Genomic DNA, 15393 nt, shown 5'->3' with positions numbered 1-15393 from the left:
GCCCTTGGTTCAAGAAAGACTGCCTATCTTCAATATCCTGTGCACCGCAGAACAACCGATACCGTGCGCATCAGGATGGACAGGTCTTTTCCGGCCGAAAGGTCTGCCAGATAACGGTTGTCGTATTCTGCACGGGCTGCGAAACTGGTCATGTTTCGATCCGAAACCTGCCATGGTCCGGTAATGCCCGGGCGCAGTTCAAAATAAGCACGACCCGGATAGAGTACCTTTTGGTCGGTCATCATCGGACGCGGCCCAACGATAGACATATCTCCCCGTAAAACATTCCAGAGTTGAGGTAACTCATCCAGCGAAGTACGGCGCAACAGCTTGCCGACACGAGTGATGCGGGGGTCGTTTTTGAGCTTCTGGTCGCGTTTCCATTCAGCGTGGGCCGTGGGGTTTTGGGCAAGATAGGTTGCCAGACGTTTGTCGGCATCTGCCATCATGGTTCTGATTTTGAACATACGGAACGACTTGCCGTCCCTGCCAACTCGCTGTTGGGTAAAAAATGGGCTACCACCATCGCGCATGACCAACACGGCCATGATTGCAATCAGAAACAGTGAGATTGGGGCGGATAGAATAACAAACGCAATATCCAATACCCGCTTTCCCCAAATGGAATACAGACTTTGTTTCTGTGATCGGCTATAGACTGAGGCATCCTGCTCAACTGCACTGGCACCCTTAATGTAACTCGTCATAATCAACTATACTCCGGCATTAACACTGCCGCTCAATTGCGGCCTGCCCACTCATTAACCTCAAAGACCGCACAACAGTTTAGCTGGTCTTGAACACTGCCACCCCGATTACAGGGTATTCTCATATAACTAAGCTAAATTTTTATCCGATTCCTGCCACTTTTCAAAGAGGAATTCAGGTGTTTTGTACATCAGGTCTAATATTATTGTCACCCGCCTGCATTCTATGCAGGAATATCGCTGCATAACCTGCTCTTTAGAGTTTGCCCTGGAAGGCGCGGCGGCAGATTCCAAGAAAATTTTTGACGTTGGGCCAGATGCCCGCGTGTGCGGCGTTTCGGGTAAGATAAAACCCCCGGAACCGAGGCCAAGGCCTCGCCAGAAGGCGTAGAGCGTAAACGCGTGCAATCGTATAGCGTCGTTTCTGCGTTTGCCCCGGCTGGATGTTTTCAAGTCTGGAGATGTCGAAATCGGAAAGCACGATGCGTTTGCTCTCAGCCGCGTCCTGTATCAGGGTATCCCCCTTTGCTGTCCGGCTCATGATCAGGCTGATACCATCCTGTTCGTTAAACAGAGGATAGCCCCTGTCGTCGGTTTCCCACGCGTCGGCGCAGACAACATCGGCCAGTCCCCCGGTTCCGTCCGGGCAGAGTTTGCAGCGGAGTTGCAGGTGTTTGGACAGAATGCCGCCCCAACTGTCGGCATAGCTCATCTGCTTCTGTCCCCCGTCCAAGCATGTTGCCGTTGCAAACCCGGGCCATCCATTGCCGCGATACTGAAAAGCGGCAATGTTCTCCTCTTTAATGCCCAGTGCAGCCAGAATCCCCCGGGCGCCTGACAGGCTGGGTACTCCTGCGCAAAAGAAAGACAACATATAAGGAAAGTGGTCTTTCACGCGCGGGTCACGTTTTTCTAGTGCCCGCAGTGCGGCAATGTCACAAGGCTTACCTACGAACGCATATCTGCAATTCGTATTCAGCAGTTGGTCGATTTTAGTAAGAGGGGCCGAGGGAGCATATCGCGACCCCGAGGCCCGCGATATGGCTTCAAAATCCGCATTCAGAACGGTTTGGTTTCCGATGGGCAAAACCGGGTCAGCCCCCGTCTGCAAAACATAATCCACAGAGCTAGAGGAGACGAGATGATGCAGAATGGCCGACAAACCGCCGCCAGATGACGCTCTGTACCGCATTTTAGGATCCGTTGCATAGCCCTCATACACGCTGACAATCGGGCCCCAAAGAATATGCTGTTGGGTTTGGTTATCTTGGTCGTAGCCCAAGCCGGGACAGACGGCGGCAACGGCAGCTTCCTGTTCTGTAGTCAAGTCTGCAATTTGAACGGGGCGAAGAAAACCGTCCGGGGATATTGTCATGCCAACGGCATTCGGCGCCAAGCCCGAGCAGGCACCGCATCCTGTACACAGATTACCTTTGGCTATTTTTTTCAGGGTCGGCGATGTCATAAAAACTCCTCCCGAGATTATCGCTGAGAGGCGCGTAGACAGTCTGTTATTGAAGCCTCATAGGTTTTCAGTCGTTCAAGACCTCGCTGCAGGCTGGCTTTTGCCTGCAGGCGCAGGGCTGTCCTGTTGTCGAGGGACTGGCGAAACTTAGCGAGAATTTCGTCTGAACTCTCCTCTTTGAAATCTGCAATGGAGTCATAGCCCATAGACGAGAACAACCCTGCGAATTTGCGGCTATAGGCCATAGGTAGGACGGGTACACCGGAAGAAAACGCTGCGATACAGGCATGCATGCGCGCGCCGGCAAAGAAATCCATACCTGCGACGTAAGACTTGGCGTCGATTGGATTGGAGAATTTCGGGGCCAGTGTAACATTGGGAAATTCTATGGCCAGAGTCTGATTGACCCGAAAATCGTCCTCGACCTGGGACCAATCCGAGATAACGTGAGGGACCAGATGGACCTCATATTCGGGGACCGAGGTCAGCCATTGCAGCAATTCCCGGATGGTTTCGGCATAAGGCGCACGCAAACCGAACATGTTGTCCCGAGAGTATCCACCATTAAAAAGCAGGCCGGAAACATTTAGGCCGATCCTGATCTTGGTGTCATCTCCGGTTCTGTTAGGTTTGGTAAACGGAAGCCGGAGAGCGACATCACTGGCTTCGACGATGTGCCGGTCAAATCCCATATCTCGCAGAAACTGCGTAGACAGATCGTCACGGCTTGAGACGATGTCGGATTTCTTCATGACCATCAAGGCCAGCTTTCTGACCCACGCCCTCTGAAACGGCCCGATTGTCTGCGGGCTCAGAATAAGTGGGCGGCGTGATAGAATCGTCAGAATTTTGGATCCGACAACCGTTCCAAACCGTTTTAGACCATAAATATCGGCAAAACTATCACCCGCGCCGATATCCATAACAATGTCACACTCGCGCAGTTGGCTATAAAGCCCACCGGACGGTTTGAGGAAGTCTTTCAGCCGAAGCCCGACAAACCTGACATCATCCCGCTGCAAATAGTCAGGATTTGGATCCGACCAGCCAAGGATAACAAATTCAGGAGTGACTTTAGCCTGCTGCGCTGCGTCTTCGATAATGGCGATATTCGCCAGAGTCAGTGCGCCAACTCCCAGATTGCTGGAGTTCATTGAGTGCCAAACCAGCCCGATCCGGGCTCTACGCGAAGAATGTATCATGCTAAAATCTTTTCTACTCGATAGCCGATCACACAATTTATACCGAAGAGAATGCAGTAGGCACAAACTGAGATTTCATAGCTCTGTTGAGCCCTGAGCATAGAAAATAGGCAAAAATCTTCTTGCCTCAATATGGCATTGGCAGGTCTTTGCCCAGAATATCGCCCTTTGCAGGTCAATAAGTTGCCGCAATCGGAACCAATTGTTATGCGAACCTCGGTTTGTTGCTGAATGAGGGGCAATGAGGCGCCACTAAAACGGAGGCAGAAGCAGGAGCGCTTTCAAAGCGCAGCAGGTAACCAGTTATCCACGTGCTGGGGATGCACTTGGATTGGAATTTCTCGCCCACACGAAAATGAGGCGGCTGTCTGATCGGGAGTCAGGTGTTGCCGTTTTTAGGCTGGACGGTCGAGACGCGCTCATGGGGATGCGCGATGGCCAACGGAGAGAGCGGAACACGCTATGACTGAGATTTATGTATCGAACGAAGCAGAGCTGATGAAAGCTTTGTCATCCGCGGATGGAGGCGACACGATCCTCCTTGAAGCTGGCAACTATGGCGCCGTCGATTTGCGGAACATCAAGTTCAACGATTATGTGACGATCAAATCTGCGGATGCCAATAACAGGGCTGTTCTGCAGGAGGTCGAGTTCGGGAATTCGAGCTACATACGAATCGACGGTGTGAAGGTCGAAAAAGGACCGGAGGCCGGAGCCAAGCTGGTTGAGATCAATTCCAGTGACAATATCTCTATCATGAACTCAGAGATTATTGGTGACGGCGCCCGGGAAGGCACATATGGCATCTATGCCAAAGATGGGAACACCAACCTGCAGATCGATAACAACTATGTCCATCATGTTGGGGTGGGTATTACCATCTTTAGCACAACAGGTGTCGAAGTTACTGAAAACCTTGTGGATTACATCTCATACGACTTCTACAAGGGCGGCAGCATCACCAACGGTCTATGGGAAAACAACGTAGGTGGTGGCCATCTGTTCCCTACCCCGGAAGCCCACGCTGATTTTCTCCAGTTCCAAGGTAGCGCCACAGACGTGGTTTTTCGCGGCAATGTCTATCTTGCACAAAATAATGAGCGAGCGCAGGGTATTTTCCTGGATGATGCCACATATACAAACATATTGATTGAGCAGAACATCATCTACTCGGGCAAATACAACTCGATTTTCGTCCTCGAAGGGTCCGGCATTACGGTCAGGGACAATACGCTTCTGACTACGCCGGATTTGGGGCACAATGCTGCCGGTATTCGAGTGCCGTCAGGGACTGTTGTCGAGAACAATCTGTATACACACCTGAATGGTGGTACGTCTGGGTCGAATGTCGTTGCGCAATGGGATGATGAGAATGACATTAATCACTATAATGACCTTTTCGTGAATGCAGACAAAGGTCTCGGCGTCACTCTCGAAGACTTACGCCCGATCGAGGGTAGCTTGGCGGAAACTCACGGGGCTTATGATCGATTGATGGAACTGCTCAACGGCACATCTTCCAACAATCCTGGTACGACCAATCCGGGCACAGGCTCCGGTGATTACATAGATGACGGTTCCGAAGGCTCTGGAAGTAGCGGTTCGGAGGTTGATGACGCCGGTGAGGCGGGCGGCGGTGGCTCGAGTGAGCAGGGCAGCATCGATACCAACCAAATTGAAGGCACTGCCTTTAGTATGCTGGGCACGAAGAGTATCAGCCGCGCGTCGGATGTTGTTGAAGTGGCCCATAACAAAGACATGGAACTGACGTCGGGAACCATCTCACTGAGCTTCAAGGCGGATACTGTTTCCGGGAAAATGGGGCTGATCTCGAAAGATGCCAGCTACTATGTGGGCGGTGGCAATCACTTTGCAGCCTATATCGACAACGGCACCTTGGTCGTGCGTTTCCAGGATGGAGCCGGTGACGAGATCGCCCGGATCGATGGGATCATGGCCAATACGGACTACGATCTGCAGATTTCTTTCGGGAATGACACAGTCGGCATCTGGCTGGATGGGGAGCAGGTCCACACTGCAGATTTCTCGATGGACTGGGCAAACAACGTTGAGCATTTTCAGGTTGGAGCACTAGGCTGGGCAAGCCAGTCTGGCCAGGGAGGCTTTAAGAATGTGTTCGACGGCGGAATCTCTGATGTAGTCATCGTTGAAGGTAAGTGGTCTCCTCAGCAGATGAAGGATTTCATATATGACTCCAAGCCGCTGCCCGATGAAAATTCTGGCACGACCGATCCGGACGTCACAGATCCTGGCACGACCGATCCGGACGTCACAGATCCTGGAAATCCTGCGGGTGAAAACAACGTAAATGCCGTGTTCGAAGCAGATGAGGTCGAATTTTACGGCAGAAAAAGTAACATTGTTAATCTGGAACACGACTCAGATCTTGAATTGGCTGAAGGCACAATCGCATTTACGTTTAATGCAGATGATCTGAAGGGTACACAAGGTCTGTTGTCCAAGGACGCCAGCCATTACGTCGGCGGTGGTAATCACTTGTCAGTCATGCTGAAGGGGGATGATTTGGTCCTGCGCTTCCAAGATGAGGATAGCGACGCTTATCTGACCTTCGACGGTGTCAATGCCAACGAGGACTATGATGTTCAGACCTGGTTCGGAGACGGCAAGATAGGCCTAGCAGTAAATGGTCAGCTTGTAGCGGTCAAAGACTTTGACTTCGAGCTGACTAGTAACCAACAGAACCTGCAGCTTGGTGGACTTGGGTGGGGCAGTTCCGATGGTGGTAGCGAAGTGACACGGGCTTTTGATGGCACAATGACCGAGGTTGCCATTTATGATCAAGTTCTGCCACTCGACAGTGGCGACCTGATCGTCTGAGAGTAGATCGGACAAATGAAAACAGAAAACCGCCGGGGCTTTACTCAGGCGGTTTTCTTGTTGAGAAATCTGCGAAACAACAAAATCTTTCACCAAGCCGAAAGATACGGCTTGGAGCCATTGCCCAGGTCGTGTTTCTCTCAGGGCACAGAGTGTAATGATAGGTAAAACAACCAAAAAGACACTCATTGGACGTGTCCCGTATTAGCGCCGCCCCAAGTGCTCGTTTAGGCCACATTCCGTTCGAATGCGGCCGGACTTTCCAACCCAATGCTGAGTGCCTTCGTTGCGGATTGTAGAACCCGTTGATGTATTAGAAAATGGCGAATTTCACAGCTCTGAGTGTCGGCCATGACTGCCGCCATGTGAGCTCGGCATTAAGGATCCATACAAAAAGAGCCGCTTCCAGCGGCTCTTTGATAGATGATTACCGATATGAGCATTAGGCAGTGGTCTGTCGACGTCTGCGCAGAAGGGTCAGCCCCCCCAACGCACCCAGCAACATCAGGCCCGCTGCAGGTAGAGGAACTGCCGATGCTGTAACCAAATTCTGACGTTGCTTGCGGTTTGTATTTTCAAGATAGCTTAGATCCCATTTTTTATCTCCACCAGCATATGCGCTTGCTGCCGCCAGGTAGCTATTGGCCAAATCCACCACACTGGTATTCCCGGACGCTTTGAACGAGCCGATGCTGGCGTCATAGTCAGTATCGTAAACGGCATTCCATAGCGCGACTTGGAAGGCGGCTGATGTAATGCTGCTATCCGTGGCCAGGGCTTGGCTGAAATTCGCGTCAAAAAGAGCCTGAATGCGATCGATAGCACCGTTTGTCAGCAGGTTGACACCCCGCATAAACGGAGTGTCGGTCAGTGAATAATAATTTCGCTTGCCATACGGTGCCGGCGAAGCCAAATCCAAGCAAAATGCAACAAAGTTTTTAAACTGGTTATTTGAAGCAGGGGTTCTGTCTTGCAGGCTGAAGGCTCCCGTAGGAACGTTGCCCGATCCAAGGCCAGCAACGTTCAGATACACGTTCTCATACGATCCCGCCGCAGGGCCGTTCATCTTAACCGTGAGGGCTGATGCAGATCCAGCCACTGCCACCGAAATAACGGCTGCAATGGCCAACATTTTCTTTATCTTCATTTTCAATACACCTCACAGCAACATTTAAATTGTTAACTGGTCAACAACGACCAAGTAGCTTTATGTAAAGCCCATACGCCCTCAGCATATTCTGTTTTATTCGGTCTTGGAAGGGCTTTGACAAAGTTTTGACAAGATTTGCGACACTTTAAGGCTGTTTCCATGGAATGGTGCGCCGAAAAAAATAGGTGATGTAGCGTTTTTTTGCTTTAACACTTAGAGGTTGTACGGATGCTCCGTATTCGTCGCCCGGCTTCGTGAAAGCCCAAGATGAGCGCGCGGGTTTCTTTGAATGCTCTGTTCATTGTTGATGATTAAGGCACAAAGGTCGATTTTTGAGAGAACTTTGTATGCTTCAATATTTGTTCGCGCACGGACGGCTGCCGCTAATATCGCCCGAGAAATTCAAAAAAAACCTTAATATCGAATAGTTAATCTATCCGGATAGCCGAGAAAATAGGTTCAGAGGGTATGCGGCGATAACCGATAGCGCTACAATCGTGTTAAGATTGTGCTATTCTGGCGCTTAGGCATTGCGTGGGTTATTTTGGCATGATTTTTCGGGGTATCTTATGCCATCGTCGAGTTGAGTTTAGTTGGTTAAAAAAGTTGTCGGTCGCATGAGCTCAAGTGATCTTTATGTTGAACAATTCGGATTGACCGAGCGGCCGTTCACCCTGCTGCCCGATCCGGGGTTTCTGTTTTGGTCAGAGCCGCATAAACGCGCCTTTATGGTGCTGGAATTTGGCATTCTGTCCCGTGCCCCCATCACATTGATCACTGGTGAAATCGGGTCGGGAAAGACTACCCTGATCCAGAAGCTGCTTAGCCAGATGGACCGTGATGTCACCACAGGGCTCATTTCAAACGCGCAGCGTGGCCGGGGTGAGATGCTGCAATGGGTCCTGAACGCTTTGGATGTCCCGGTCAACCCGCGCGCGCCATATGTGCAGCTTTTTCAGAAACTGCAGGATTTTCTAGTCGCCGAGTATGCCGCCGGTCGCCGCGTTGTACTAATTTTTGACGAGGCACAGAACCTGTCCCGCGAAGGCCTGGAAGAGTTACGCATGCTAACCAATGTGAATGCGAACAAAGATGAACTCATTCAGCTTGTCTTGGTGGGTCAGCCCGAATTGCGGGACATGGTTTTGGACCCGAGCATGCGACAACTTGCCCAGAGGGTGGCGGCGAGCTTTCATCTGCCAGGCATGGATCGTGCAACCGTTGAGGATTACGTCGCGCACCGCTTGCAGGTCGCGGGTGGTACGGGACGGGAATTCTCGGAACAGGCATGCAACCTGATCCATGATGCAACAGCAGGCATTCCCAGATTGGTCAATCAGCTTTGCGAATTCGCCTTGCTGTATGCATGGAGCGACGGTCTTTCGGAGGTATCCTTAAGAATCGTGGAAAACGTCTTGGATGATGGCGTGTTTTTTGGCGCTCTGTCTTTGCCGGAAGAGAGCAAGAAGGGGGAGTGCCAAGTGCTGAGGCTTGGCAAAAATGAACAAGTGCCACCTGAGGAACAGGCGGGATGATCGTACAGATTTGTAGTCCGTTGCAGGTTGGCTGGCGGCGGAGAGGTTGAACGTGGATATCAAGTATTACTGGTCGCTTTTTTTGCGGCGCCTGCCCATTTTCGTGCTTGTCACAACGGTGATCAGCGCGACTGCAATTATTATTGCGTATTCTCTTCCTCCGGCCTACGTTGCCGAAACGAGGCTGATTGTCGAAGCTCCACGCATTCCGGATGAATTGGCTGCGTCGACGGTGCGCACCCCGGCCCAGCAACAGCTCGAGATTCTTGAACAACGTCTACTCACCCGTGCCAATCTTCTTGAGATAGCTAATGATCAGAAGGTGTTTGTCGATATTACCCGTATGACGCCGGATCGGATTGTCGAAGCGATGCGGGCGCGCACGACGGTGCGCGCAAGCGGTCGGCGGGATCCGATTCCTCTAATGCAAATCAGCTTCGAGGCCCGTACAGGTGCCATCGCTGCCAGCGTTCTAAATGACTATCTGAATCTGATTCAGCAGGAGGATGTGGAATCGCGCACCGGTCGCGCTGCGCAGACGCTGGAGTTCTTTGAACAGGAAGTGGCGCGGCTGAGTGAAAAACTGGCTGAACGTAATGCCCGCCTTCTTGCATTTAAGACTGAGAACTCGGATGCGCTGCCGGAAAGCCTAGATTACAAGCTCAGTCAGCAGACGCTTTTACAGGAGCGTCTGGCACAGATTGAGCGCGAAATCATCGGCTTTGAAGACCAACAGCAGAATCTGGTTCTGATTTTCGAAACAACCGGACGTGTGAGCGGATATACAGCAACGGCGCAATCGGCGGAAGTTCAGCAGCTTGAGGCACTTAAGCGTCAGTTGAGCGAGGCACTGGCCATCTATTCCGAGGAAAATCCGCGCGTAAAGGTTTTGCAGGCGCGTATTGCTGAATTGGAAAAAACAGTTCGGCCTGAGCCGGAAGAACAGCAAGAAGCCACTGGAAATGCTTTTCTGGACGCGCAACTGGCTGAAATTGCGTCGCGCATCAATGTGCTGGAAGGACAGCGGCGGTCGACACAATCCCAGCTAGATAAACTCACGGTCACGATCAACCGCACTCCGGCCACGTCGATCCGGGTCGAGGAACTGACACAGGACCGGGACAATATACAGCAGCAATATAATCTGGCGGTCGAACGTCTGTCTAGGGCCAGCACGGGCGAGCGGATCGAGGTAACGGCGCAGGGCCAGCGCGTTTCGGTGATCGAACCTCCTGTTGCACCGAATCGACCCTCTAAACCTAACCGAGCTATGATCGCGGGAGGGGGCAGTTTCGTTGGCATTTTGGCCGGGCTGGGCGTGGTACTGCTGCTTGAACTGCTGAACCGCTCGATCCGGCGGCCCGAGGATTTGGTGGCCAAGCTCGGTATCACGCCACTGGCGACCATTCCTTATATTTCGACACCAGGTGAGGTTTGGCGCAGGCGAGGTTTCAAAGTGGTGCGGCTTGTGGTGATTTTGGTTGGTGTGTCTTTAGGCGTTTATGCGTTGCACACTTATTATCAGCCTTTGGATCTGGTTGCAGATCAGGTCATGGACAAAATCGGCGTGCGCTGGTGATTGGCGGCAGGAAAGGGTAGCGCTCAATGGAAAAACTACAGGTCGCCATAGAAAAGGCACGGGCACAACGCCATAAAGCTAGCCAGCTTAAGCAGGTGGCTGAACCGATCACACCGGAGGAGCAACCTGCTGAACAGAGCGTTGCGGAGCTTTGGCAAGGGCTACCCGAAATTACGGTGTCTCCTCAAACCATTGCCCAGAACCGGCTGGTGGCAGGCACGAACAGCGTCGCTGCAGGACCTTTTGACATGTTACGCACTCGTATACTGCAGCAATGCCGCCTGCATGGATGGAGGCGGATCGCTCTGGTTTCGCCTCACAGTGCCTGCGGGAAAAGTACCACAGCGGCGAATCTTGCGTTTAGCTTCGAGCGTCAATCCGATTTGCGTACCATGGTTCTAGACCTAGATTTGCGGCATGGCGGACTTAGAAAGATACTTGACCAAACCTGCCAGTATACGATGGGCGATGTACTGCAAGGTGCGGTGCCGTTTTCCGAGCACGGTCAACGGCTGGGCAGCAATCTGGCGTTTGGTTTCAACAGCCACACAGTTCCAAATGCTGCGGAAATCTTGCAAAGCGGCAAGGCTATCGAAGCGCTGGAGGCTGTCGAGGTCAATTTTAAACCCGACATCGTGCTCCTGGATATGCCACCTTTGATGGAGGTTGATGATAATTTTGGTTTTTTGGGAAATGTGGACTGCGCACTGCTTATCGCCGAGGCTGAGCGCACCACCATTGATCAGGTGAATCTGGCCGAGCACCAGTTGGCAGAACTAACCAATGTGATGGGTGTTGCACTGAATAAGTGCCATTACGCAGACGGAACATATGGATATGGGTATGGGTATGGAAGCAGTTGAGGCTGTAGTCATTATTCCCCATTATAATGATTTTGACCGGCTGGATCGCTGTCTGGCCGCCTTGATGGGAAATGATCGAACTGGTGTGGAAATTGTTGTTGTGGATAACGGCTCCTCACTGCCATTGACTGAAATTCAGGAACGCTATCCATCGGTCCGGTTTTTGGTTGAGACGCAAAAAGGGGCGGCGGCGGCACGAAACCGCGGTGTGCAGGAAACGCAGGCCCCGCTGCTCTTTTTCATTGATGCAGATTGTGTCGCCGGACCGAACTGGCTGCAGGTCGCGCGCCGGGTTACGCTTGGGGGGGATCTGATTGGCGGCAGGGTGGATGTTTTCGATGAAACGCCTCCACCGCGCAGCGGGGCTGAGGCTTTCGAATCCGTTTTTGCCTTTAACAACAGGGCCTATATTGAGCGCAAGGGGTTTTCGGTGACGGCCAATTTGCTGACTAGACGCAGCGTGTTTGACGACGTTGGCGAGTTTAACCCTGATGTGTCCGAGGATTTAGACTGGTGCGCTCGTGCTCGAGCCAAGGGGTACAAAATCGCCTATGCACCGGATTTGCGCGTTTCGCACCCAACAAGAAGCGACTGGGTACATCTGAGGAAAAAATGGGCGCGGCTGACATCCGAGAGCTTTGGCACTAATTGCCAGACTCGCCGGAAAAGATGCGGTTGGGCTCTGCGGGCCCTAGCCATGCTGCCCAGCATCTTACCTCATGGTATCACAGTGTTTTTTAGCGCGAAACTGGACAGTCCAGGTGAACGTGCCCGGGCGTTTTCAACGCTTGTACGGCTGCGCATGACCCGCATGGTCTGGATGCTGAGGCAGGCAATTTTTGTTAGAAAAGACTGTTTTTGATCATGGCCTTGTTATTTCGAATGTTAAAAAGTCCATGAGTTTGAGGGGGCATGGTCAACGATATTTTTAAAAGAGGTTCAACAATATGCTCATAAAGGACAGAATAAGGCAGATCACTAACAAGCTGCCGCAACCGGTGAGGTTCGAGCTCAGGAAGCTGCTCTTTAAGGGAAGCAGTTTGACATGTGTGCTGTGTACCAACCCAGTGCGCTCTTTCTACAGTCATGGCGGCGGGGCCGAGGTGCTGGACCGGCGTCAGGTGGTCGGCGGAATGCTGCGCAAAAGCGACCGCTGCCCAGTTTGCCACGGCTGCGACCGGACCCGGATGATGATGCTGTTTCTGCAAAAGCATACGCCAATCGGGCAGAAACCCCTTAAAGTATTGCACATAGCACCGGACCATGGCCTTTATCTCTGGATAAAGCGCCAACCCGATGTTGACTATGTGGGGACGGATATCGATGCCAGTCGCTATCGACATATCGAGGGATTTCAGATTGCGGACATCACCGGGATGAATTTTCCCGATGATACGTTTGACATTATTATTTGCAGCCACGTTCTTGAGCATGTTCCCGACGACGCAGCCGCCTTCAGCGAGTTGTACCGGGTACTTAAACCCTCGGGCACTGCTCTGTTGCTGACGCCCTATGCGATTGATGGTAGAGGAACCGATGAAGACCCCGCAGTGAGCGACCCTCCAGAACAAGACCGTAGGTTCGGACAGTGGGACCATGTGCGGATTTATGACCGACAGGATTTTCTGGGTAGGATGGGTCGCGCCGGATTTTCGCCCGATCTTTATAATCCGTTTGAAACCGATGCCATTCAGGCAGCCGAGCTTAAACTGAACCCTCTCGAGCGCCTTCCTATCGGTAAAAAAGAAACTTTGGGTGTCGTTTAGATTTCTGAAGGTTGGCCCTACCGGGCACGTGACGCAATTGGAGCATGCATATGATTCATCCAGTCATTCTTTGCGGAGGAACAGGTAGCCGGTTGTGGCCAAGCTCACGCCAGGCCTATCCGAAACAATTCGTTGAATTCGTAGATGGGCGCAGCCTGTTTCAAGAGGTTTGCCAAAAGCTGACGGGTCCGACGTTCGATGCACCGACCTTCCTGACATGTCGCGATTTTGAATTTCTGGTCAAAGACCAAATTACAGCTTTGGGGCTGTCTGATGGTCGTATCATTTTAGAACCTGAGGCCCGAAACACCGCGCCTGCCGTTCTGGCTGCGGCGCTAGCCTATGAAGAGGCCCAAGACGCCATTCTGCTTGTCGCGCCGTCAGATTGTCTACTTTGTGAGAGCGACGCTTTGCTTGATGCGGTTGAAATCGGTCTAGACGCTGCTCAAAACGGCAAGCTGGTTACATTCGGGGTAGCGCCTGATCGCCCGGAGACTGGGCGCGGATATCTGCAGTTTGCTAGCCCGATCAACGGCCGAAAGGCTACGTCGGTGTCAGGGTTTTTACAAAATCCAGACGAACAGCAGGTTGCTGGACTTCTGGAAGATAATTGCAGTCTTTGGCATACTGGGCTGTTATTGTTTCGGGTTGCAGATATTCTCGAAAGATTCAAACGGCATACACCTCAGGCACTGGACGCCTGCCGGGAAGCTTTGCAACAAGCCGAGTATGAAACCGGGTGTGTCAAACTGAATGCTGAGCTCTTTCGGGGTACTGCCGCCATTTCGATTGAAGACCTGATTTTTACAGACACCAATGATGTCGTCTCGGTACAGCTGTCGGCCATCTGGCCCAATCTGGATCGTTGGGACACGTTCCATTCAATGCTGAAGTCGAATGGTAAAGACTTGGCGGTTATGGGCTCCGCAACGGCGGTCGATTGTCAGAACACGCTTCTACGGAACGAGGATGATAGCACACAACTGGTTGGCCTAGGGCTGAAGGGTATCGCTGCGATTGCCACGCGTGATGCGATTCTGGTCACGGATATGGCCCGCGCGGGCGATGTTGGAAAAGTTGTCAGCTCGTTGAAGCGGGCGGGAATCTCTCAGGCCACAGATTATCCACGCTTCCACCGCCCCTGGGGATGGTATGAAACGCTGTGTCTGGGCGAGCGCTTTCAGGTAAAGCGCATCATGGTTAAGCCGGACGGCATTCTAAGCCTGCAAAGCCATGTGCATCGGTCGGAACACTGGGTTGTGGTTGGTGGCACCGCCCGCGTTACGGTTGGCGATGAGGTCAAGCTCCTGTCCGAGAATGAAGCCGTCTATATCCCCTTGGGTGCGGTTCATCGTCTGGAGAACCCGGGTAAATTGCCAATGTACCTGATCGAAGTTCAAACAGGTCCTTATCTGGGTGAGGATGATATCGTGAGGTATGAAGATGTCTATAACCGAAGCTGACAGGCCATCATATTTACGTGATTCATCAAAGGTCACGAGAGGCGGTGCCAGAAACAGGGCTGCAGCGGGGTTCGAAACTGTGTTATAATGCAGTAGGGCCGTGTTGATGCCCGCTTCTGCGTGTTGAATGAGTGCCTGTATTGCGGGGTTTTAATGAGTGTTTCCGACGATTTTGCATCTAATGTATTAGCTTCTGTTTGGAGTATTGAGGGTCCGGCGGGTATTTCACACACGCTAGGGACGAATGCATCGGATGCGTATCTAGAGCTGGTGACACCGGACGGCAATTATGACGTTTGGAACACCAATAATGGCGCGCGCGCGATGCAGGCGACCTCGGACACGGATTTTCAGATCGGGACGCGTTTTTTGACCACTCCGACTGAGAGGTATCAGTTGCAGGGTTTGCTGGTTGAGCAGGACGCCGACAACTGGTTGCGGTTTGGCACGTATTCGGATGGCAGTAAGCTTTATGCATTTGCGGCGATTACCGTGGATGGAGCCTCGAGCCAGGCCCTCCGGACAGCCCTCCCCGAAGGCACGGCCCCTTATTTGCGGGTTGATCGCTCTGGTGATGTTTGGACGTTTGAATACTCACTGGATGGCAGCAGCTGGATCACTGCAGGTAGTTTCACGCATGATTTGACCGTGTCGCAAGCCGGTGTTTACGCAGGGAATACCGGCTCGGCTTCAGGCTACACCGCGCAGGTGGATTACTTCGAGAACAGCGCTGACCCGATCGTGAACGAGGATGGCACAATCATACCTCCATCCAACACCGCGCCGGATGCGGCGGATGACGGG

General features: G+C 52.3%; 12 protein-coding genes and 1 pseudogene. 8 read left to right on the top strand and 5 right to left on the bottom strand.

What is annotated here, in order from left to right; translation table 11 throughout:
- Positions 1-29: 29 nt before the first annotated feature.
- The 3 genes from ACR0KC_RS22030 to ACR0KC_RS22020 form a co-directional block, all read right to left on the bottom strand.
- Positions 30-707: a sugar transferase gene (locus tag ACR0KC_RS22030; RefSeq protein WP_480707674.1), complete on the bottom strand. Its 678-nt coding sequence runs from the start codon at positions 705-707 to the stop codon at positions 30-32.
- A gap of 256 nt (positions 708-963) precedes the next feature.
- Positions 964-2082, bottom strand: coding sequence for a Coenzyme F420 hydrogenase/dehydrogenase, beta subunit C-terminal domain (locus tag ACR0KC_RS22025; RefSeq protein ID WP_480772303.1), 1119 nt, complete (start codon positions 2080-2082; stop codon positions 964-966).
- Positions 2083-2189: 107 nt separating this feature from the next.
- Complete coding sequence (locus tag ACR0KC_RS22020) at positions 2190-3374, bottom strand: polysaccharide pyruvyl transferase family protein (protein WP_480772298.1); 1185 nt, start codon at positions 3372-3374, stop codon at positions 2190-2192.
- Positions 3375-3836: 462 nt separating this feature from the next.
- On the opposite strand from ACR0KC_RS22020, the gene ACR0KC_RS22015 reads away from it, so the two are divergent.
- Positions 3837-6233, top strand: a complete 2397-nt coding sequence (locus ACR0KC_RS22015; RefSeq protein WP_480772297.1) for a right-handed parallel beta-helix repeat-containing protein — start codon at positions 3837-3839, stop codon at positions 6231-6233.
- A 227-nt stretch (positions 6234-6460) separates the two neighbouring features.
- Here the strand turns inward: ACR0KC_RS22015 and ACR0KC_RS22010 are convergent.
- Together ACR0KC_RS22010 and ACR0KC_RS22005 are read right to left on the bottom strand one after the other, a co-directional pair.
- Positions 6461-6612 (bottom strand): annotated as a pseudogene (locus tag ACR0KC_RS22010) (IS3 family transposase); the annotation flags it as partial.
- Between the two features lie 63 nt (positions 6613-6675).
- Complete coding sequence (locus ACR0KC_RS22005; RefSeq protein WP_480707669.1) at positions 6676-7380, bottom strand: VPLPA-CTERM sorting domain-containing protein; 705 nt, start codon at positions 7378-7380, stop codon at positions 6676-6678.
- Positions 7381-8000: 620 nt separating this feature from the next.
- Between ACR0KC_RS22005 and ACR0KC_RS22000 the strand changes: the two genes are divergently transcribed.
- From ACR0KC_RS22000 to ACR0KC_RS21970, 7 genes are all read left to right on the top strand, one after another.
- Complete coding sequence (locus ACR0KC_RS22000; protein ID WP_480707667.1) at positions 8001-8918, top strand: ExeA family protein; 918 nt, start codon at positions 8001-8003, stop codon at positions 8916-8918.
- A 52-nt stretch (positions 8919-8970) separates the two neighbouring features.
- Positions 8971-10497, top strand: coding sequence for a GumC family protein (locus ACR0KC_RS21995; RefSeq protein ID WP_480707665.1), 1527 nt, complete (start codon positions 8971-8973; stop codon positions 10495-10497).
- 26 nt (positions 10498-10523) lie between these two features.
- On the top strand, positions 10524-11360 hold the full coding sequence (locus tag ACR0KC_RS21990; protein ID WP_480707664.1) for a CpsD/CapB family tyrosine-protein kinase: 837 nt from the start codon (positions 10524-10526) through the stop codon (positions 11358-11360).
- Entirely contained in the window at positions 11341-12222 is an 882-nt protein-coding gene (locus ACR0KC_RS21985; RefSeq protein ID WP_480707662.1) for a glycosyltransferase family 2 protein, read from the top strand. The genes ACR0KC_RS21990 and ACR0KC_RS21985 overlap by 20 nt, the downstream gene beginning before the upstream one ends.
- Positions 12223-12427: 205 nt before the next feature.
- Positions 12428-13126: a class I SAM-dependent methyltransferase gene (locus tag ACR0KC_RS21980; RefSeq protein ID WP_480707660.1), complete on the top strand. Its 699-nt coding sequence runs from the start codon at positions 12428-12430 to the stop codon at positions 13124-13126.
- 50 nt (positions 13127-13176) lie between these two features.
- On the top strand, positions 13177-14589 hold the full coding sequence (locus ACR0KC_RS21975; protein ID WP_480772296.1) for a mannose-1-phosphate guanylyltransferase/mannose-6-phosphate isomerase: 1413 nt from the start codon (positions 13177-13179) through the stop codon (positions 14587-14589).
- 153 nt (positions 14590-14742) lie between these two features.
- Positions 14743-15393, top strand: a 651-nt coding sequence (locus ACR0KC_RS21970; protein WP_480796375.1) for a DUF1349 domain-containing protein, incomplete at its 3' end; no start/stop codon positions are given.

Source organism: Ruegeria sp. CF3 (assembly GCF_056537365.1).
This window is presented reverse-complemented; position numbering and strand designations above follow the sequence as displayed.